The 19,869-nt window shown below is 72.1% G+C and carries 15 protein-coding genes and 1 tRNA gene; 13 read left to right on the top strand and 3 right to left on the bottom strand.

Going from position 1 to position 19,869, the window contains the following annotated elements:
• Positions 1 to 135: 135 nt before the first annotated feature.
• Positions 136 to 417, top strand: coding sequence for an HU family DNA-binding protein (locus OHA84_RS15010; RefSeq protein WP_007264399.1), 282 nt, complete (start codon positions 136 to 138; stop codon positions 415 to 417).
• Between the two features lie 136 nt (positions 418 to 553).
• Here OHA84_RS15010 and murA read toward each other — a convergent pair whose 3' ends face one another.
• Positions 554 to 1,894, bottom strand: a complete 1,341-nt coding sequence (gene murA / locus OHA84_RS15005; protein WP_053679376.1) for a UDP-N-acetylglucosamine 1-carboxyvinyltransferase — start codon at positions 1,892 to 1,894, stop codon at positions 554 to 556.
• A 263-nt stretch (positions 1,895 to 2,157) separates the two neighbouring features.
• Here murA and OHA84_RS15000 point away from each other — a divergent pair, with 263 nt between their 5' ends.
• The 10 genes from OHA84_RS15000 to OHA84_RS14955 all read left to right on the top strand — a co-directional run bounded on the left by OHA84_RS15000 (position 2,158) and on the right by OHA84_RS14955 (position 15,005).
• Positions 2,158 to 2,718 (top strand): YqgE/AlgH family protein, encoded by a 561-nt coding sequence (locus tag OHA84_RS15000; protein WP_053679374.1) that lies wholly within the window; start codon positions 2,158 to 2,160, stop codon positions 2,716 to 2,718.
• Positions 2,719 to 2,747: 29 nt separating this feature from the next.
• Positions 2,748 to 3,032 (top strand): DUF3039 domain-containing protein, encoded by a 285-nt coding sequence (locus OHA84_RS14995; RefSeq protein WP_053679372.1) that lies wholly within the window; start codon positions 2,748 to 2,750, stop codon positions 3,030 to 3,032.
• A gap of 165 nt (positions 3,033 to 3,197) precedes the next feature.
• Entirely contained in the window at positions 3,198 to 4,844 is a 1,647-nt protein-coding gene (locus OHA84_RS14990) for a beta-N-acetylhexosaminidase (protein WP_266947621.1), read from the top strand.
• A gap of 235 nt (positions 4,845 to 5,079) precedes the next feature.
• A complete protein-coding gene (locus tag OHA84_RS14985) occupies positions 5,080 to 6,009 on the top strand; it encodes a xanthine dehydrogenase family protein subunit M (protein WP_053679371.1) in 930 nt (309 codons plus the stop codon).
• On the top strand, positions 6,006 to 8,171 hold the full coding sequence (locus OHA84_RS14980; protein ID WP_266971306.1) for a (2Fe-2S)-binding protein: 2,166 nt from the start codon (positions 6,006 to 6,008) through the stop codon (positions 8,169 to 8,171). Before OHA84_RS14985 ends, OHA84_RS14980 begins: the two co-directional genes overlap by 4 nt.
• Positions 8,168 to 10,504, top strand: coding sequence for a xanthine dehydrogenase family protein molybdopterin-binding subunit (locus OHA84_RS14975; protein ID WP_053679367.1), 2,337 nt, complete (start codon positions 8,168 to 8,170; stop codon positions 10,502 to 10,504). Before OHA84_RS14980 ends, OHA84_RS14975 begins: the two co-directional genes overlap by 4 nt.
• Positions 10,505 to 10,672: 168 nt before the next feature.
• Positions 10,673 to 11,143, top strand: a complete 471-nt coding sequence (locus OHA84_RS14970) for a DUF2563 family protein (protein ID WP_266971308.1) — start codon at positions 10,673 to 10,675, stop codon at positions 11,141 to 11,143.
• A complete protein-coding gene (locus OHA84_RS14965; protein ID WP_266971310.1) occupies positions 11,143 to 12,588 on the top strand; it encodes a WXG100 family type VII secretion target in 1,446 nt (481 codons plus the stop codon). Before OHA84_RS14970 ends, OHA84_RS14965 begins: the two co-directional genes overlap by 1 nt.
• Positions 12,589 to 12,609: 21 nt before the next feature.
• The gene (gene mycP / locus OHA84_RS14960; RefSeq protein WP_266971312.1) at positions 12,610 to 13,782 is read left to right on the top strand and encodes a type VII secretion-associated serine protease mycosin; all 1,173 of its coding nucleotides are present in this window, start codon (positions 12,610 to 12,612) and stop codon (positions 13,780 to 13,782) included.
• Positions 13,782 to 15,005: a S8 family serine peptidase gene (locus OHA84_RS14955; protein WP_266971314.1), complete on the top strand. Its 1,224-nt coding sequence runs from the start codon at positions 13,782 to 13,784 to the stop codon at positions 15,003 to 15,005. Before mycP ends, OHA84_RS14955 begins: the two co-directional genes overlap by 1 nt.
• 75 nt (positions 15,006 to 15,080) lie before the next feature.
• On the opposite strand, the gene OHA84_RS14950 is transcribed toward OHA84_RS14955, so the two are convergent.
• Both OHA84_RS14950 and OHA84_RS14945 read right to left on the bottom strand, forming a co-directional pair.
• Positions 15,081 to 15,152 (bottom strand) — tRNA-Cys (locus OHA84_RS14950).
• An 88-nt stretch (positions 15,153 to 15,240) separates the two neighbouring features.
• Positions 15,241 to 15,465, bottom strand: coding sequence for a hypothetical protein (locus OHA84_RS14945; RefSeq protein ID WP_266971316.1), 225 nt, complete (start codon positions 15,463 to 15,465; stop codon positions 15,241 to 15,243).
• Positions 15,466 to 15,931: 466 nt separating this feature from the next.
• Here OHA84_RS14945 and OHA84_RS14940 point away from each other — a divergent pair, with 466 nt between their 5' ends.
• Together OHA84_RS14940 and OHA84_RS14935 are read left to right on the top strand one after the other, a co-directional pair.
• Positions 15,932 to 17,527, top strand: coding sequence for an MFS transporter (locus OHA84_RS14940; RefSeq protein ID WP_266971318.1), 1,596 nt, complete (start codon positions 15,932 to 15,934; stop codon positions 17,525 to 17,527).
• A 226-nt stretch (positions 17,528 to 17,753) separates the two neighbouring features.
• Positions 17,754 to 19,538, top strand: coding sequence for a DEAD/DEAH box helicase (locus OHA84_RS14935; protein ID WP_266971320.1), 1,785 nt, complete (start codon positions 17,754 to 17,756; stop codon positions 19,536 to 19,538).
• The last annotated feature ends 331 nt before the right edge of the window (positions 19,539 to 19,869 follow it).

Below are 19,869 nucleotides of genomic sequence, written 5' to 3'. Positions count from 1 at the left end.
CGCTGGTGGGGGCAGGATGCGTAACCGGGCGAGAGGGTCTGACGTTCAGACCCGGGTCCGGGGACTGTCCTAGGGCCCTGGCAGCATCGGCTTCGATCTCACGCCTCTAAGGCACGTTGAACACGGGAGTACAACATGAACCGCAGTGAGCTGGTGGCCGCTCTGTCCGAGCGCGCCGAGGTGACCCGCAAGGACGCCGACGCCGTTCTGGCCGCGCTCGCCGAGACCGTCGGCGAGATCGTCGCCAAGGGCGACGAGAAGGTCACCATCCCCGGCTTCCTGACCTTCGAGCGCACCCACCGTGCCGCTCGCACCGCGCGCAACCCGCAGACCGGCGACCCCATCCAGATCCCGGCCGGCTACAGCGTGAAGGTCTCCGCGGGCTCCAAGCTCAAGGAAGCCGCCAAGGGTAAGTAGTACCGCCCTTGTGCCGAGGGCCGCACGGCCCTCGGGACGGCAGCAGTACACACGAAAGCCGAAGGGCGGCCACCCCACCGGGGTGGCCGCCCTTCGGCCTGTCCAGGGCCCCCTGAGGGGCCCTGGGGCGCTTCCGTCAGACGAGGTCGCCGTTGGGGAGCTCGACCTTGGCGCCCAGCTCCATGAGCTTCTCCATGAAGTTCTCGTAGCCGCGGTTGATCAGGTCGATGCCGTGGACGCGCGAGGTGCCCTCGGCGGCCAGCGCCGCGATCAGGTACGAGAACCCGCCGCGCAGGTCGGGGATGACCAGATCGGCGCCCTGCAGCTTCGTGGGGCCGGAGACGACCGCCGAGTGCAGGAAGTTGCGCTGACCGAAACGGCACGCCGAACCGCCCAGGCACTCGCGGTACAGCTGGATGTGAGCACCCATCTGGTTCAGCGCCGAGGTGAATCCGAGCCGGGACTCGTAGACCGTCTCGTGGACGATCGACAGGCCCGAGGCCTGCGTCAGGGCCACGACCAGCGGCTGCTGCCAGTCGGTCTGGAAGCCCGGGTGGACGTCCGTCTCCAGCGCGATGGCCTTCAGCGGGCCGCCCGGGTGCCAGAAGCGGATGCCCTCGTCGTCGATCTCGAAGGCACCGCCGACCCGCCGGAAGGTGTTCAGGAAGGTCATCATCGAGCGCTGCTGCGCTCCGCGGACGTAGATGTTGCCGCGGGTCGCCAGGGCCGCGGAAGCCCACGAGGCGGCCTCCAGGCGGTCCGGGAGCGCCTTGTGGTTGTAGCCGGTGAGCTCGTCCACACCGGTGATCCGGATGGTCCGGTCGGTGTCGACGGAGATGATCGCGCCCATCTTCTGCAGGACGCAGATGAGGTCTTCGATCTCGGGCTCGACGGCCGCGTTGCTGAGTTCGGTGACGCCCTCGGCGAGGACGGCCGTCAGCAGGACCTGTTCGGTCGAACCGACGGACGGGTACGGCAGCCGGATCTTGCAGCCGCGCAGACGTTGCGGGGCCTCCAGGTACTGGCCGCCCTCGCGCTTCTCGATCGTCGCGCCGAACTGGCGGAGCACGTCGAAGTGGAAGTCGATCGGCCGGCCGCCGATGTCGCAGCCGCCGAGGCCGGGGATGAAGGCGTGGCCGAGACGGTGCAGCAGCGGACCGCAGAACAGGATCGGGATCCGGGAGGACCCCGCGTGGGCGTCGATGTCGGCGACGTTCGCGCTCTCGACGTACGTGGGGTCGAGGACCAGTTCGCCCGGCTCCTCGCCGGGGCGGACGGTCACCCCGTGGAGCTGGAGCAGACCGCGCACGACCCGGACGTCACGGATGTCGGGAACGTTGCGCAGCCGGCTGGGGGTGCTGCCGAGCAGAGCGGCCACCATTGCCTTCGGCACGAGGTTCTTCGCGCCGCGGACACGGATCTCGCCCTCGAGCGGGGTACCGCCGTGGACAAGCAGGACATCGTCAGTGCCGGTCATGGATCTCGCGTTCCGGAGTGGGGTGGGCGGGGGGCCAGTGAAAAGGGTAAGGGTCGCCACCCCCTTGTTTGTATGGCTGACGCGGCCGTAGGACTGTCATGAATTCGGCACAACACACTCTGTTGCCGCATCGTTGCGGAGTGTCGCGTTCCGGGTCCTTTCGGGAAGCGCGCCCCTTTCCGCCGCCGTGCGCCCTGAGCTGCGCGTGATCCGATGAGTCCGCCGGCTCCCCCCGAAGGGCGAATGTGCGAGATCATGTCGGCATGACCGAGGTGTCCTCCCTCACAGGGCGGTTGCTCGTGGCCACCCCCGCCCTCGCGGACCCGAATTTCGACCGCGCGGTGGTGCTGCTGCTCGACCACGACGAGCAGGGTTCGCTCGGCGTCGTCCTCAACCGGCCGACGCCGGTGGGCGTCGTCGACATCCTGCTGCCCTGGGCGCCGCTGGCCGGCGACCCCGGGGTGGTGTTCCAGGGCGGCCCGGTGGGCCTGGACTCGGCCCTCGGCATCGCGGTGATCCCCGGCGAGGAGGGGCCGCTGGGGTGGCGTCGGGTGCACGGGGCGATCGGGCTGGTCGACCTGGAGGCGCCGCCCGAGCTGCTGGCCGCCGCCCTCGGTGGCCTGCGCATCTTCGCCGGTTACTCCGGATGGGGCCCCGGCCAACTGGAGGACGAGCTGGGCGGCGGGGCCTGGTACGTGGTGGACTCCGAGCCGGGCGACATCTCCTTCCCGGACCCCGAACGGCTGTGGAGGGCGGTGCTCCGCCGTCAGCGCAGCGAGCTGGCGATGATCGCCACCTATCCGGACGACCCGTCGCTCAACTGAGCCGCGCGGGGGTCGGTACCCTGGCTTTCATGAGCACTCTTGAGCCCGAGCGCGGGACTGGTACGGGGACCCTCGTAGAGCCGACGCCGCAGGTGTCCCACGGCGACGGCGACCACGAGCGCTTCGCCCACTACGTCCAGAAGGACAAGATCATGGAGAGCGCGCTCGGCGGTACGCCCGTCGTCGCCCTCTGCGGCAAGGTCTGGGTCCCGGGACGGGACCCGAAGAAGTACCCCGTCTGCCCCATGTGCAAGGAGATCTACGAATCCATGGGCGCCGGCGGCGACAAGGACAAGGGCGGCAAGGACAAGTAGTCCGGGCCGTTCGTCCCGCACCACGCAGGACCGAGGTCCCCGGTCGCGCCACCGTGCGCCGGGGACCTTTTGCGTGCCCGGGAGGAAAGCTAGGGTCGGCCGGGTAAGCAACATGTGGAACGCGCGTTGCGCATGACGCAACGGCATCTCCGTGGAGGCCCGCCCATGCCCGACCTGATCCCGGAGCCGCGGTACGCGCGCTTCCCGACCGCCGACGCGTGCGAGCTGACCGACCCGGTGCTCGTGGCGCCCCCCGGCACGGAGGGCGCCGCCCGCCGACTGCGCGCCGAACTCGGCGCGGCCACCGGCTGGGAGCTCCCCGCGCCGGTCGCGGGCGCGGCGCACGCCGGTCGCACGGTGATCCGGCTCGCGCTGCGCCCCGACATCGCCCGCGCCGGCGCCGAGTCGTACGAGGTGCACGTCACCCGCGACCTGGTCCTCCTCGAAGGCGGCGACCCGGCGGGCCTCCACTGGGCGGTGCAGACGCTGCGCCAATTGCTCGGCCCCGACGCGTACCGACGCGCGCCCGCCGCGCCCGGCCGCGTCTGGCGGCTGCCGGTCGGCGACCTCGCCGACGGCCCCCGCTTCGGCTGGCGCGGCCTGATGCTCGACGTCGCCCGGCACTTCATGCCCAAGGACGGGGTGCTGCGCTACATCGACCTGCTCGCCGCCCACAAGCTGAACGTGCTGCACCTGCACCTGACGGACGACCAGGGTTGGCGCGTCGAGATCAAGCGGTACCCCCGGCTCACCGAGGTCGGCGCCTGGCGCCCGCGCAGCCGCTGGGGGCACCGGGCGTCACCGCTGTGGAACGAGACCCCGCACGGCGGCTTCTACACCCAGGACGACATCCGCGAGATCGTCGCGTACGCCGCCGAGCGGCACGTGCGGGTCGTGCCCGAGATCGACGTGCCCGGCCATTCGCAGGCCGCCATCGCCGCCTACCCCGAACTGGGGAACACCGACGTCGTGGACACCGCCGCGCTCGGGGTCTGGGACGACTGGGGGATCTGCGAGAACGTGCTGGCCCCCACGGAGGCCGTACTGCGGTTCTACGAGGGCGTCTTCGAGGAACTGCTGGAACTGTTCCCGGCCGAGGTCTCGCCCTTCGTGCACGTGGGCGGCGACGAGTGCCCCAAGACGCAGTGGCGCGCCTCCCGGGCCGCGCAGGCCAGGATCCGGGAACTGGGAGTGGACGGGGAGGACGGGCTCCAGGCCTGGTTCATCCGGCACTTCGACGGCTGGCTCGCCGAGCGCGGCCGCCGGCTGATCGGCTGGGACGAGATCCTGGAGGGCGGACTGGCGCCGGGCGCGGCGGTGTCCTCCTGGCGCGGCTACGCGGGCGGCGTCGCCGCCGCCGAGGCGGGCCACGACGTGGTGATGTGCCCCGAGCAGCAGGTGTACCTGGACCACCGTCAGGCGCCGGGCGAGGACGAGCCGATGCCGATCGGATACGTCCGCTCGCTCGCCGACGTGTACCGGTTCGAGCCGGTACCGCCGAAGTTGTCGCCGGAGGCGGCCGCCCACGTGCTGGGCGCGCAGGCCAACATGTGGACCGAGGTGACGGAGAACCAGAGCCGGGTCGACTACCAGGTGTTCCCGCGCCTGGCCGCGTTCGCCGAGGTGGTCTGGTCACGCCTGCCGGAGCCCGCGGAACGGGACTGGGCGGGGTTCGAGGCACGCATGGCGACGCACTACGCGCGGCTGGACGCCCTCGGGGTCGACTACCGTCCGCCCGGCGGCCCGTTGCCCCGGCAGCGACGCCCCGGGGTGCTCGGGCGCCCGATCGACGGCGAGCCCCCGATCGTGTGACTCAGGCAACCGACGCAGCGTTTGGCGTCCTTTGGAACTCTTTCCCGATTTAGGTCGATACGGACGCAAGTGCGCGGTGTCGGCGGGCCGGACCCCGACATCGCGCGTCCGGCCGACCCTCGCGCCGGCCGGTGCGGAACATGTGCCAGAGTTGCCACGTCCCGGCGGTGAGGACGTACCGTACGGCGGACAGGCGTGAGCGCCGGGACCGGGACATCGGGAAGGGGCAGCCGGGTTGACCACGCACGCACCGCACTCACCGCATTCATCTCAGGGGCCTCAGGGTCCTCGGGCGGCGCAGTCCGTGACGCTGCCGACCTCGCTCGACGAGGCCGTGGCGGCGCTCACCGCCATGCCCGCGGCCGTGCCCGTCGCCGGCGGCACCGACCTGATGGCGGCCGTCAACGCCGGACTGCTGCGGCCCGCCGCGCTGGTCGGCCTCGGCCGGATCAACGAGATCCGCGGCTGGCAGTACCAGGACGGCCACGCCCTCCTCGGCGCCGGCCTCACCCACGCCCGGATGGGCAGGCCCGACTTCGCCGCGCTGATTCCCGCGCTGGCCGCCGCCGCCCGCGCCGCCGGACCGCCGCAGATCCGCAACGCGGGCACCCTCGGCGGGAACATCGCCACGGCCGCCCCCACGGGCGACGCCCTGCCCGTCCTGGCAGCCCTGGAGGCGGTGCTGATCATCGTCGGCCCGCCCGCCCTCGGCGACTCCGGGGTGTCCCGGCGGGAGATCCCGGTCTCCCACCTGCTGGCCGGCCGCGAGATGCTCCGCCCGGGCGAACTGATCGGTTTCGTACGGGTTCCCCTGCTGCACGCGCCGCAGGTGTTCCTGAAGGCCACGGGACGTACGGGCCCCGGGCGGGCGGTCGCCTCCGCGGGGCTCGTGCTGGACCCAGCGCGCCGCGGCGTGCGCTGCGCCATCGGCGCGGTCGCCCCGATGCCCCTGCGGCCGCTGGAGGCCGAACAGTGGGTGGCCTCGTTGATCGACTGGGACGGGGACCGCAGCCTGGCCCCCGAGGCACTGGAGGCCTTCGGCGAGTACGTCGCCGCGGCCTGCGTGCCCGACCAGGGAGAACCGGTGGCTGCCGGAGTACTGCACCTGCGGCGGACGGTGGCCGTGCTGGCACGGAGGGCCCTGGGGAGGGCACTGAGCACATGAGTGAGAACGAGAACGTGAGCGGAACGACCGGGGGCGCCGGTCACGCGCCCGCCGGCTGGGGCTGGGAGCCGGTGCCGCACGGCGGCGAAATGGACTCCGAGGCCACGGCCTTCGTGAAGCTGCCGCAGGAGATGCTGGACGCGCTCGACAACCGGGAGCCGCTGGCGGCCCCCGGGCACGGGTACGTGCCGCCGCCGATGATCGTGCCGTTGGGCTCCGGCTCCGCCGACCCCTCGGCCACCGGGACCTGGACGATGCCGGTCCAGTGGCCCGAGGCGGGAACGGGCGCGGCGGGCCAGGACGGTTCCGTACAGGGTTCCGCGCCGGGTTCCGCTGCCGGCCAGGCGCCCGCGCGGGGGCCGATCCCGGCCTCGATCCCGCTGCCCGCGTCCGTGGCCGCCGTCTTCGGTGCGACCGGCCAGGACCAGGCGCAGGCGGACCCCGCCGAGACGCCCGGCAACCCCGACCCCGCCGACACCGCCGAATGGCGGTTCCCCGACGCGACGCGGTCCGGCGACGGCCGGGACACCGGCCAGTGGACGCTGCCCGGCGGCGCGCCCGCCGCCGACTGGAGCCAGGCCCCGGCGACCCTGCCGGGCGGCGCGGCCGCCCCCTGGGCGACGCCCGTGTACGACGCCTCGCTGAGCTCGGGGGTGCTCCCGGGCACGTTCCAGGGCGACGACGGGGGAGCCGCACGGCACGGCGACGGCCCGGTCGGCGGCCCTCCCGGTCGCGGCCCCAGGGTGCTGGGCGGACCCGGCGTGGGCACCCCGCTCCCCGACCCGGAGCCGGTCACCCATCCGGCCCCGGACATCGACGCCGCCCACGGCCCGGCACAGACGCCGGTCGAGGGCGAACGACCGCGCCCGGCGGGCACGGAGGCCGGCCCGGGCGACGGACACGGCTTCACCCGGACGGACCGACCCGCCACCGGGCGGGAGCCCGAGCCCACGGACGGGCGCGGGTTCGTCGTGGATGACCGCGGTGGGCTTGGCACGGACGGGCGCGGGTTCGCGGTGGACCGGGATGGTCTCGCCACGGACGGGCGCGGTTTCGCGGTGGATCGGGATGGTCTCGCCACGGACGGGCGCGGTTTCGCGGTGGACCGGGACGGTCTCGCCACGGACGGGCGCGGGTTCGCGGTGGACTCCGGCGGCTTCGCCACGGACGGGCGCGGTTTCGCGGTGGACCGGGACGGTCTCGCCACGGACGGGCGCGGGTTCGTCGTGGATGACCGCGGTGGTCCCGGTACGGACGGGCGCGGTTTCGCGGTGGACCGGGACGGTCTCGCCACGGACGGCCGCGGGTTGGACGTGGTCGGGCCGGAGTCCGAGCCCGGGGAGGGGCGCGCGGACGCCCCGGCCGGGCCGGAGGCCACCGACGGGCACGGGCTCGTGTTCGTCGAGCCCGAGCAGGAGTCCGCCGGTGGTCGCGCCGAAGCCACCGCGCGGGACGTGCCGGTCGAGGGCGCCCCGGACCGTGCTGTGGCACTGCCGGACGCGGGCGACCGGGCCGGTGTTCCGCTCGGGGAGACGACGTACGAGGAAGAGAACGCGGGGGCCGACGCCCATCACGAGCATCCGCTGGCGTCCTACGTCCTGCGCGTCAACGGGGCCGACCGTCCCGTCACCGGCGCCTGGATCGGCGAGTCGCTGCTGTACGTGCTGCGCGAGCGGCTCGGCCTCGCCGGCGCCAAGGACGGCTGTTCGCAGGGCGAGTGCGGGGCCTGCGCCGTGCAGGTGGACGGCCGGCTCGTCGCGTCCTGCCTGGTGCCCGCCGCGACGGCCGCGTCCAGCGAGGTCCGGACGGTCGAGGGGCTCGCCACGGACGGGGAACTCTCCGACGTACAGGAAGCGTTGTGCAGGTCGGGCGGGGTGCAGTGCGGGTTCTGCATCCCCGGCATGGCCATGACCATCCATGACCTGCTGGAAGGCAACCACGCGCCGAGCGAGCTGGAGACGCGCCAGGCGCTCTGCGGCAACCTCTGCCGCTGCTCCGGCTACAAGGGCGTCATCGAGGCCGTCCGCGAGGTCGTCTCCGAACGCGAGGCGACCGCCGCCGGCGACTCCGGTACCGGCTCCGGCTCCGGCACCGAGACGCGCATCCCGCACCAGGCGCCGCCCGGCGAGGGCGGCATCCACCCCAACGGAGGCACGGCGTGAGCGGGCAGGACGCGGCCACCGCGACGAGCACGGCCACCGTGACGACGGCCCCGGGCCCCGGAGCGGACGACGGGCAGGAACCGCTGCGCGGGATCGGAGCCTCCGTCCCGTCCGCCGACGCCCGGGCCAAGACCGGCGGCACGTTCCCCTACGCCGCCGACCTGTGGGCCGAAGGCCTGCTGTGGGCGGCCGTACTGCGCTCCCCGCACGCCCACGCCCGCATCCTCTCCGTCGACACCACGGCCGCCGCCGCCATGCCGGGCGTCCGCGCCGTCGTCACCCACGCCGACGTCCCCGGCGCCACCACCCACGGCCGCCGCATCGCCGACCGGCCCGTCTTCGCCCACGACATCGTCCGCCACCACGGCGAGCCCATCGCCGCCGTGGCCGCCGACCACCCCGACACCGCCCGCCTCGCGGCCGCCGCGATCACCGTCGAGTACGAACCGCTCGAAGCGATCACCGACCCCGAGCAGGCGTTCGGCGCCCCCGCCCTGCACCCCGACGGCAACCTGATCCGGCACATCCCGCTGAGCTACGGCGACCCGGACGCGACCGGCGAGGTCGTCGTCGAGGGCCTGTACCGCATCGGCCGCCAGGACCCGGCACCGATCGGCGCCGAGGCCGGACTCGCCGTACCGCGCCCCGACGGCGGCGTGGAGATCTACACCGCCTCCACCGACCCGCACACCGACCGCGACCTGGCCGCCGCCTGCTTCGGGCTGGAGCCCGACCGGGTACGGATCGTCGTCACCGGCGTCCCCGGCGCGACCGCCGACCGCGAGGACCCCGCCTTCCAACTGCCGCTCGGCCTGCTGGCCCTGCGTACCGGCTGCCCCGTCAAACTGGCCGCGACCCGCGAGGAGTCCTTCCTCGGCCACGCCCACCGACACCCGACGCTCCTGCGCTACCGCCACCACGCGGACGCGGAGGGCCGGCTGGTCAAGGTCGAGGCGCAGATCCTGATGGACGCGGGCGCGTACGCCGACTCGTCCTCGGAATCGCTGGCCGCCGCCGTGGCCTTCGCGTGCGGCCCGTACGTCGTCCCGCACGCCTTCGTCGAAGGCTGGGTGGTACGCACGAACAACCCGCCGTCGGGCCACGTGCGCGGCGAGGGCGCCATGCAGGTGTGCGCCGCCTACGAAGGCCAGATGGACAAGCTCGCGGCCGCCCTCGGCATCGACGGCGCCGAACTGCGCATGCGCAACGTCCTGGCCACCGGCGACCTCCTGCCCACCGGCCAGACGGTCACCTGCCCCGCGCCGGTGGCCGAACTCCTGCGCGCGGTACGCGACCACCCGCTGCCGTCCCTCCCGAAGGACACCCCCGAGGACGAGTGGCTGCTGCCCGGCGGCCCGGAAGGCGCGGGCGAACCGGGCGCGGTCCGGCGCGGCGTCGGATACGGCGTCGGCATGGTCCACATGCTCGGCGCCGAGGGGACCGACGAGGTCTCCACCGCCACCGTGAAGATCGTGGACGGCGCGGCCACCGTCATCTGCGCGGCCGTCGACACCGGCCAGGGCTTCGCCACGCTCGCCCGACAGATCGTCCAGGAGGTCCTCGGCGTCGACGAGGTCGTGACGGCCCCCGTCGACACCGACCAGCCGCCGGCCGGGCCCGCCGCGCACGGGCGCCACACGTGGGTGTCGGGCGGGGCCGTCGAACGCGCGGCGAAGATGGTCCGTACCCAACTCCTCCAGCCGATGGCCCACAAGTTGGGCATGTCCACCGAACTGCTCCAGATCACGGACGGCCGGATCACGTCGTACGACGGAGCGTTCTCCACCACCGTCGCCGAGGCGATAGAGGGCAAGGAACTCTGGGCCACGGCCCAGTGCCGCCCCCACCCCACCGAACCCCTGGACGCCGACGGCCAGGGCGACGCCTTCGTCGGGCTCGCGTTCTGCGCGATCAGGGCGGTGGTGGACGTGGACATCGAGCTGGGCTCCGTACGCGTCGTCGAACTCGCGGTCGCCCAGGACGTCGGCCGCATCCTCAACCCCCGCCAGCTCGAAGCCCGCATCGAGGCGGGCGTCACCCAGGGCGTGGGCGCGGCCCTCACGGAGAACCTCCGCTCGATCGGGGGAGTCATCCGCCACCCCGACCTCACGGGCTACGCCCTGCCCACCGCGCTGGACGCCCCGACGGTCCGCATCGTCAAACTGGTCGAGGAACGCGACGTGGTGGCCCCCTTCGGGGCCAAGGCGGCGAGCGCCGTCCCCGTGGTGACCACCCCGGCGGCCGTGGCCTCGGCCGTCCGATCCGCCACCGGACGCCCGGTCAACAGGCTCCCGATCCGGCCATCCGCGGCGGTGGCGGCGCCCAACTCCTGACCGTGTGAAGCCCATTGCACGTGCAACCCCGGGGTTGGGGCTGTCCGCGCCGGTCGCTAGAGTGACCGACGAGACTGCGCACGTGCGCGTGTGAACGGGAGCGAACGGGGACGGGGAGCGGTGCCGACACCGCTCCCGCGGGGACAACGGGGAGTCGGGGAGGCCGTAGTGGCATTGGATTACGGGCAGGGCGGGCCGGGACCGTACATCGGAGGACCCCCGCCGACGGCGGCGATGCGGATCGAGTACGAGACGCTGAACGGCTACAAGAACCTGGTCGACGACCTCCTCGAAAGGCTCGACGGCTCGGCGGCGGCGGACAAGAAGCTGGCCGACGGGACGCTGCCGGCCGGCGTGCTCGGTGAAGGGTTCCCGGCGGCCGCCCAACTGCAGACCGCCTACACGACGGTGCACGAACAACTGGTGAACCTGTCGCGGGGGCTGGCGGGACAGATCGAGGGCCTGGGCATCGCGATCCGAACGGCGGGCAAGGGCTTCGCGGGCATCGACGAGGAGACCCGCCGCCGGATGGCCGCGATCTCGGCGAAGGCGCACGAGGACTACGTCCCGGAACGGGACCCGCTGTACAAGGCACCGACGGCCGGTGGCACGGCTGCTGACGACAAGGTGGCGCTCTGATGCCGGGCTTCGGGGACTACTCGATCGAACAACTGATGGCGATGGTCGCGAACTTCAGCCCCGAGACGGTGGAGGCGCGGGGCACGGCGTTGGTCAAGGCCGCCGGGGACATCAAGGCGATCGGGGAGATCCTGAAGTCGCACAAGGTGTCCGGCTGGGAGGGCGAGGCCTCGACGGCCTTCCAGGAATGGGTGAGCCAGGCGGGCAGCGCGACGCTCCGCCTGAGCGAGTACAGCGCCACCGGCGGCAAGTACATGGTCGAGGCCGGTCAGACCATGCGCGAGGTCCGGCGGGACATGCCGAAGCGGGACGAAGTCGACCCGGATTTGTCCAGCTACGCGTCGGCCAAGAAGTTCCACAACGACCCGGACGCGCAGCCGGTCGCTCGGGAGTCCTGGCGAAAGCTGGAAGTGCATCGCATGGCCGCTGTACAGCAGTTGGAGAAGCTGACCACCTCGTACAAGCAGTCGGCGTACCAGATGAACACGGCGGAGATCCCGACGTTCCCACCGCCGCCGGCGAACTTTGTTCCACCGACCCTCCATGGGAATGAAGGCCTTGAGCGCCCTGAGGGCGCTCCCGGGGCAGTGGCTGGCCCCGAAGGTCGGTTCAGTGCCTCGCAGAGCACATCTAGTGCTTCTACGCGGGAGTTGACCGGGGAGTCCGGCAGAGTGCCACGGTCGGACAGCGCTGTTCCTCTGCCCTCTTCCGCGAACCTGGACACGGCGAACGTGGTGGGGGTCCCGGACCGTGACGTGACTGTGGATCTGAACGCCGCCGGAACGTTGCCGGAGAAGGTGCACCCTTCACCCCCGATTGCAGGCATGCTGCCGGACGGCCCAGGTGCCAGAGGCAACCCTGTTCTGCCGATTCCGCCCGCGACGCTCCCACCAGCCATCGGTCTAGGGAACCCGGGTGGCCCTGGCCTGGTGGGTGGCAGCAAGTTGACCGGGCCAAGCGGACCTTTCGGCAAGGTTGTAGGCGCCGCAGGCTTGCCCGCCCGTGATCCCGGCATCGTTGGCGGTCGGGCGCTTCCCGCCACCGGGCCCAGCGCCGGGATTCCGCGGGGCACGGTCATCGGCGGGGAGGCAGGCCAGGCCGGCCGCGGAATGATGGGCGGCGGAATGGGGGGCGGTGCCGGGTCCCCTCATGGAGCTTCGGGAGGTTCGGCGGTTGGGCGCCGCCTGGCCTCAGAGACCGGTGGTGTTGCCGGCGGACGTCGGCCTGGGGTGGGCGGTCAACCGTTCACTCAAGGTGGTTCGGGGCTCGTGCGTAACGCACCGGGCGCAGGGCCGGTCGGCGGAGCGATGGGGCACGGGAGCTCGGGTTCACAGAATCCGGGCAGGCGGCGCGATGGGCGGGCAGGCGAACGCCCCGACTACCTGGCCGAAGATGAAGAGACATGGCAGGCCAACCGTCGTGTTGTGCCACCGGTGATTGACTGAGTGGAACGGACGTTGCAACAGATGCGCATGCACAAGGCGACATCGGTCTTCGTTGGCCTGCTGTTGGCGGGGGTCGCTGCGACCCCCGCCCATGCGGAGACCATTCGCGAGAAGCAGTGGCATCTCGACGTCATGAAGGCAGACGACCTCTGGAAGATCAGCAAGGGCGCCGGCGTTACTGTCGCTGTTATCGACGACGGCGTGGAGATCATTCCTGAGCTGGAAGGCCAGGTTCTTCCCGGCAAAGACTTCGCACCCGATACGGTCGAGGGCGATGAGAAAACCGACCTCGCCGGTCACGGCACGTCCATGGCGGCGATCATTGCTGCAACGGGAAGGCACCCGAGTGGTGATGGGGCATTCGGGCTGGCGCCCGCCGCCAAGATCCTCCCGATCCGCGTGCCCTACGAGGAAGACCTGAAGACCCCGAGTTGGACTGCGGCGATTCGATATGCGGCAGACTCGGATGCAAAGATCATCAGCATTTCCATGGGGAGGCCCAAGGATGACCCGGCGCGCCTCGAAGCGGTGAAGTACGCCCTCTCCAAGGGAAAGCTGATCTTTGCAGCTGTCGGGAACACTGGGCACTCGACGAACGAGATCAACTATCCGGCGGCCACGCCGGGCGTAGTTGGGGTCGGTGCTGTGGACTCAAAGGGTGTTGTGACCAAGGAATCGCAGCGCGGGCCTCAGGTCGACATGACGGCCCCCGGTGTCGACATTGTCTCGGCTTGCAGTGACAAGTCCGGGCTCTGTAAGAGTCACGGCACCAGTGATGCCACCGCCCTGGCCTCCGCCTCGGCCGCACTCGTGTGGTCGTTGCATCCCGACTGGACCAACAATCAGGTGCTCCGGGTCCTGTTGAACACGGCCGGTAAGCCTGTCAGCGGTGCTCAGCGGAGCGATACCGTCGGCTACGGCGTCGTCCGCCCCCGGATCGCGGTGCCGACGCCCGGTGATCCTGGGCCGGCCGATGTGTATCCGTTGCCGGATCTCGCGGGTGCCGGGGCCGGTAAGGCGCCTTCCGGGGTGCCGGGTGCGAAGGCCTCCGAGTCGGTGAAGCCCGCGCCTGCGCCTCGGGCCGGGGCGGAGGAGTCCGGCGGGGGGCTTCCGTGGCTCGCGTTGGGGTTGGGGGCTTGTGTGCTCATCGGCGGGGCCGTGGCGGCTGTCGTGGTGCGGCGCGCGAGGCGTTGATGGGTTTGGCGGGGTTGGTGGGGTTGGCGGGGGAGGGCCGGCGGTTCTGGCGCGGGGCGGGTCCGGTGCTGGCCGGTCTGTTGGTGGTCGGGGTTGCCGGGGCGCCGGCCCGTGCGGAGACCGTTCGCGAGCAGCAGTGGCACCTCACCGTGATGAAGGCGGCCGAGTTCTGGAAGGTCGGCACGGGCAAGGGCGTCACGGTGGCTGTCATCGACAGCGGTGTGGGACGCGTGCCCGAGCTGGAGGGGCAGGTGCTGCCCGGTGTGGACCTGGCCGGGGGCAAGGTCGAGGGTGACGAGCGTACGGACCAGGACGGGCACGGTACGTCCATGGCCACGATCATCGCCGGTACGGGCAAGGCCTCCGGTGGCGAGGGGCTGTCCGGGATCGCTCCGGGGGCGAGGATCCTGCCGATCAGGGTGCCTCGGGAGGACGCGCCGGGGGAGTCGTCCTGGGCGGCGGCGATCCGGCGCGCGGCCGACTCGGACGCGAAGGTCGTCAACATCTCCATGTCCACGACGACGGCCGACCCGGCGCGGGACGAGGCGGTGAAGTACGCGCTGTCCAAGGGCAAGTTGGTCTTCGCGGCCGTGGGCGAGGGGGAGACCACCGGTTCCACCCCGGCCGCCATCGCGGCCAAGAAGGCGGGCGAGCTCCGCTATCCGGCGGCCACGCCCGGTGTGGTGGGGGTCGCCGCCGTAGATCCGGGCGGTGAGCCGACCGCGGAGTCGCTGACGGGACCCCAGGTCGACCTGGCCGCGCCGGGCGTCGACATCCTCACGTCCTGCCGCGGCAAGGCGGGCTACTGCAAGAGCCGCGGGACCGGTGAGGCCACCGCCCTGGCCTCCGCGTCTGCCGCGCTGCTCTGGTCCGCCCACCCCGACTGGACCAACAACCAGGTGCTCCGGGTCCTGCTCAACACCTCCGGCGCTCCCGTGGACGGTGCGGTGCGCAACGACTGGATCGGGTACGGGGTGGCCCGACCCCGGATCGCGATGTCCACTCCGGGTTCCCCCGGGCCGGCCGACGTGTACCCGCTGCCCGACTTCGTTGCCGCGGCCGCGGCGATGGCGGCCGGCGACGCCGGGCCGTCGACGGAGGTCGGGGCGGACGAGGCGGCCGGGTTCCGCGGCACGGTGTGGTGGGTCGGGCTCGGCCTGGTGGGCGTACTGATCGTCGGCGGGGCCGTCACCACTGTGCTCGGGCGGCGCGCGGGCAACTGATCCGGCGCACGAGCGGTACCGACCATGACGAAGGGCTGCCCGGGAAGCAGGTTCCCGGGCAGCCCTTCGCATTCGAAGCCGTGACCGGAATCGAACCGGCGTAACTCGCTTTGCAGGCGAGTCCCTCAACCACTCGGGCACACGGCTGTGTGGTGGTGACGAGTACGACCGTACGAGGCGCCCCGCGGCGGTGGAAGGGGGGCGCGGGTGCCGCAATGTGACTGCCATGCCCCGTTCACAGTCCCGGGAGTTGTCGTCGCGGCGTCCCGCCCGTATCGGGGGCGTCGACCGCGTCGACCGTGTCGACCCTCGCGTCGACCTTCGCGTCGACCTTCGTGAGGACTGCCCACCGACCTGAGTCCGGACGAGTGTATTTGTGCTCGCCATCGGCGACGACACAAAGCGAGAACGAAAGCGCCGTCCCCTCCGGGGCACGCACGTGGCCCGCGATGAACGTCACGTCGTCGCCCAGGGCGAAGGAACCGCGTGTCGCAGTTTCACTTCACTGATCACTGCATTCACTCCAAAGGCGTGTGGCGGTTCCGGATGTGCTTCTTGAAGCTTCTTGAATTACCCGGCAGGCAGGATTTCCGGGTTCAGGATCGGGCTTCGCTTCCCGGCTCCCGGTCTGTGTGCGGGAGTTGCAGATCGGGGCTGGGCCCTCGCGTGTCGAATTGTTTCAGGATGTTCTCGGGTGCGGGGGCTTTCCGGTGGGCCGAGGGAGCGGCTCCGCGCGAGCGCCCGTCCCCTCCCCCGAGCCTCTGGACAGACCCCCGGACCGCTGGACAGCCCCCCCGGACCGCTGGACAGACCCCCGGGCCGCTCTACAGGCGGCGCCTCGACGACTCGACCTAGGCCCGGAGGCGGAGTCGGGATCGGTCGAATTGACAGGGACGAAGCAGAGGTATGGACCTTACGCTGGGGCGATGAGCGCATTGGAACCCCGTGTCCCCGAGACCGCCGCACCGGTCCCGCCCGAGCCCTCGGAGTCTCCGGGCGGGATCCTCGGGGCCGCGTACCGGACGCTCAGCATCGGCATCATCTCCGTCGTGTTCCTCATCGCCTTCGAGGCGACCGCCGTCGGCACGGCCATGCCGGTCGCCGCGCGGGAGCTGAACGGGATCGGTCTCTACGCCTTCGCCTTCTCCTCCTACTTCACGACGAGCCTGTTCGGCATGGTGCTGTCCGGGCAGTGGGCCGACCGGCAGGGGCCGCTGCGGCCGCTCGCCCTCGGGATCGGGGCGTTCGCCGGCGGGCTGGTGCTGTCGGGGACGGCCGCCGGGATGTGGGTGTTCCTGCTCGGGCGGGCCGTGCAGGGCTTCGGTGGCGGGCTGGTGATCGTCGCCCTGTACGTGGTCGTCAGCCGGGCCTACGACGAGCGGCTGCGCCCCGCGATCATGGCCGCCTTCGCCGCGAGCTGGGTGGTGCCCTCGATCGTGGGCCCGCTGGCCGCCGGCACGGTGACCGAGCACCTCGGGTGGCGGTGGGTGTTCCTCGCGATCCCCGCGCTGGTCGTCGTACCGCTGGTCGTGGCGATACCGGCCATCCGCCGGACCGCGTCCGGGCCCGTAGCCGGCGGGGAGCCGGCGGCCTTCGACCGGCGGCGGATCCGGCTCGCCCTCGGGATCTCGGCGGGTGCGGGGCTGCTCCAGTACGCCGCCCAGGACCTGCGGTGGCTCTCGGTCGTGCCGGCCGTCGCGGGCGCGGCGCTGCTGGTGCCGGCGGCGCGGGGGCTGCTGCCGCGCGGAACGTACCTGGCTCGGCGCGGGCTGCCGTCTGTGGTGTTGCTGCGGGGGGTGGCGGCGGGTTCGTTCATCGCGGCCGAGAGTTTCGTGCCGCTGATGCTCGTCACCCAGCGGGGGCTGAGTCCGACCCTGGCCGGGTTCTCGCTGGCGCTCGGCGGGCTCACCTGGGCGGGCGGCTCCTGGGTCCAGTCGAAGGGGCGGATGGCGCCGTACCGGGAACGGCTGATGGTCGGCGGGATGGTGCTGGTGACGTTCGCCATCGCCGCCGCTCCGACGGTGCTGTTGACGTGGGTTCCGGTGTGGACGCTGGCGTTGGCCTGGGCGGTCGGGTGCCTCGGGATGGGGCTGGTGATCGGCTCGACGAGCGTGCTGCTGCTGGAGCTGTCGGCGCCGCGGGAGGCCGGGGCGAACTCCGCCGCCCTGCAGATCTCCGACGCGCTGGCCAACGTGGTGCTGCTGGCGGCCGGCGGGGCGGCGTTCGCCGCGCTGGGCGGGGGAACGGTGGGGGCCGCGCACGCCGTGACCTCCGGTGGGGCGTCCTCGCATCCGGGGGCGTTCGTGGTGGTCTTCCTGCCGATGGCGTGCGTGGCGTTGGTGGGGGCGTGGGTGGCGACCCGGCTGCACGCCACCCCGGCGGACGCCGCCCGGTCCACCCCGGCCGCCGCTGCCCGCCCCACCCCGGCGGACGCCGCCCGGCCGACCCCGGCCGCCGCCGCCCGCCCCACCCCGCCGGCGGACGTTCCCGGCCCCGAACGGCGTGGATCCCAAGGGAGTTGACCGGGGCGAGGCCCGCGGGCCGGTGGGCCGCGCCGTCTGGGGAACACGGGTGACGGCACCCGGGCCGCGCCGCGAGCGCGACGGATGTGATGCTCGCCGCACCCGCCGAGGTCACGGGCCTGTCCCTCCGCGAGGGGCGGGCCCGTGCCGGTAAGGTGGCCCGGTTGTCCTACGTACGACCGCTTCCCGCCCGTACCAGATACACCGAGAGCACGAACCGGAGACCGTGACTACTACCGCCTCCCACCACCTCTCACCCGCCTTCCCCGGCCGCGCGCCGTGGGGTACCGCCAGCAAGCTGCGCGCCTGGCAAGAGGGTGCGCTGAACCGGTACCTGGAGACCCAGCCGCGCGATTTCCTCGCGGTCGCGACCCCCGGAGCCGGCAAGACGACCTTCGCGCTGACCCTCGCGTCCTGGCTGCTGCACCACCACGTGGTGCAGCAGGTGACCGTGGTCGCGCCGACCGAACACCTGAAGAAGCAGTGGGCCGAGGCCGCCGCCCGGATAGGCATCCGGCTGGATCCCGAGTACTCGGCCGGCCCGCTGAGCAAGGACTACCACGGCATCGCCGTGACGTACGCGGGCGTCGGCGTCAAGCCGATGCTGCACCGCAACCGGTGCGAACAGCGCAAGACCCTGGTGATCCTCGACGAGATCCACCACGCCGGCGACTCGAAGTCCTGGGGCGAGGCCTGCCTGGAGGCCTTCGATCCGGCGACCCGGCGGCTCGCGCTGACCGGTACGCCCTTCCGGTCCGACACCAACCCGATCCCCTTCGTGGCGTACGAGGAGGGGAACGACGGGATCCGCCGATCGTCCGCCGACTACACGTACGGCTACGGGAACGCGCTCGGCGACGGCGTCGTCCGCCCCGTGATCTTCCTGTCCTACAGCGGCAACATGCGCTGGCGCACCAAGGCCGGTGACGAGATCGCCGCCCGGCTCGGCGAGCCGATGACCAAGGACGCCATCTCGCAGGCCTGGCGCACGGCGCTCGACGCGCGCGGCGACTGGATGCCGAACGTGCTGCGCGCCGCCGACCAGCGGCTGACGGAGGTCCGCAAGGGCATCCCGGACGCGGGCGGTCTGGTCATCGCCTCCGATCAGGACTCGGCGCGCGCGTACGCGAAGCTGATCAGGGAGATCACCGGCACGAAGGCGACCGTCGTCCTGTCCGACGACACGGGCGCGTCGAAACGCATCGACGATTTCAGCGCGAACGACGACCGCTGGATGGTCGCGGTCCGCATGGTGTCGGAGGGCGTCGACGTTCCGCGTCTCGCGGTGGGCGTTTATGCCACCACCATTTCGACTCCTTTGTTCTTCGCGCAGGCAGTCGGGCGATTTGTGCGTTCGCGCCGGCGCGGCGAGACCGCGTCCGTGTTTCTTCCGACCATTCCGTATCTCCTCGGTTTCGCCAACGAGATGGAAGTCGAGCGGGACCACGTCCTCGACAAGCCGAAGAAGCAGGGCGAGGAAGACCCGTACGCCGAGTCCGAGAAGGAAATGGACGAGGCGAACAAACAGGAGGGCGAGGACACCGGCGACGAGGAGCAGATGTCCTTCGAGGCGCTGGAGTCCGACGCCGTCTTCGACCGGGTGCTGTACGACGGCGCCGAGTTCGGGATGCAGGCGCACCCCGGCAGCGAGGAGGAGCAGGACTACCTGGGCATCCCCGGGCTGCTGGAGCCGGACCAGGTGCAGATGCTGCTCCAGAAGCGGCAGTCGCGGCAGATCGCCCACAGTCGGCGCAAGCCGGACTCCGAGGCGGACCTGCTGGAGCTGCCGGCGGAGCGGCGCCCCGTGGTTTCGCACAAGGAGCTGCTGGAGCTGCGCAAGTCGCTGAACACGATGGTGGGCGCGTACGTCCACCAGAGCGGCAAGCCGCACGGGGTGATCCACACGGAGCTGCGCCGGGTGTGCGGCGGGCCGCCGAGCGCGGAGGCGACGGCGGGTCAGCTGCGGGAGCGCATCAAGAAGGTCCAGGAGTGGGCCACCCGGATGCGGTGACGCCGCAGCCCGCGAGAGGGTACGAGGACGGGGTCCGTGCGCGACGCGCACGGACCCCGTCCTCGTTTCGGCATCACCGGAGCAATCCGTTCGGAAAGTGAACGCGCGCCGGGGAAGACGCGCGAGAAGATGCCGGGGAAGATTACGAATTGACACACCCGCTCGAACAAATGGGTACAAGCGGGCAGTAGGCGCCCGGATTCTGGACGAGCCCTTCCGCTCAGCGAACCTGCTGGATACTGTCCCCGCATCGAACGCCCCGTGGCAGCGCCGCCGCGGGAGCGCAGCCGGTGCCATGGCCGCTACCGGCGGCCTCTCCGTGCGTCGCCGA

This window comes from Streptomyces sp. NBC_00513, from assembly GCF_041431415.1.
Lineage (GTDB): Bacteria > Actinomycetota > Actinomycetes > Streptomycetales > Streptomycetaceae > Streptomyces.
This window is presented reverse-complemented; position numbering and strand designations above follow the sequence as displayed.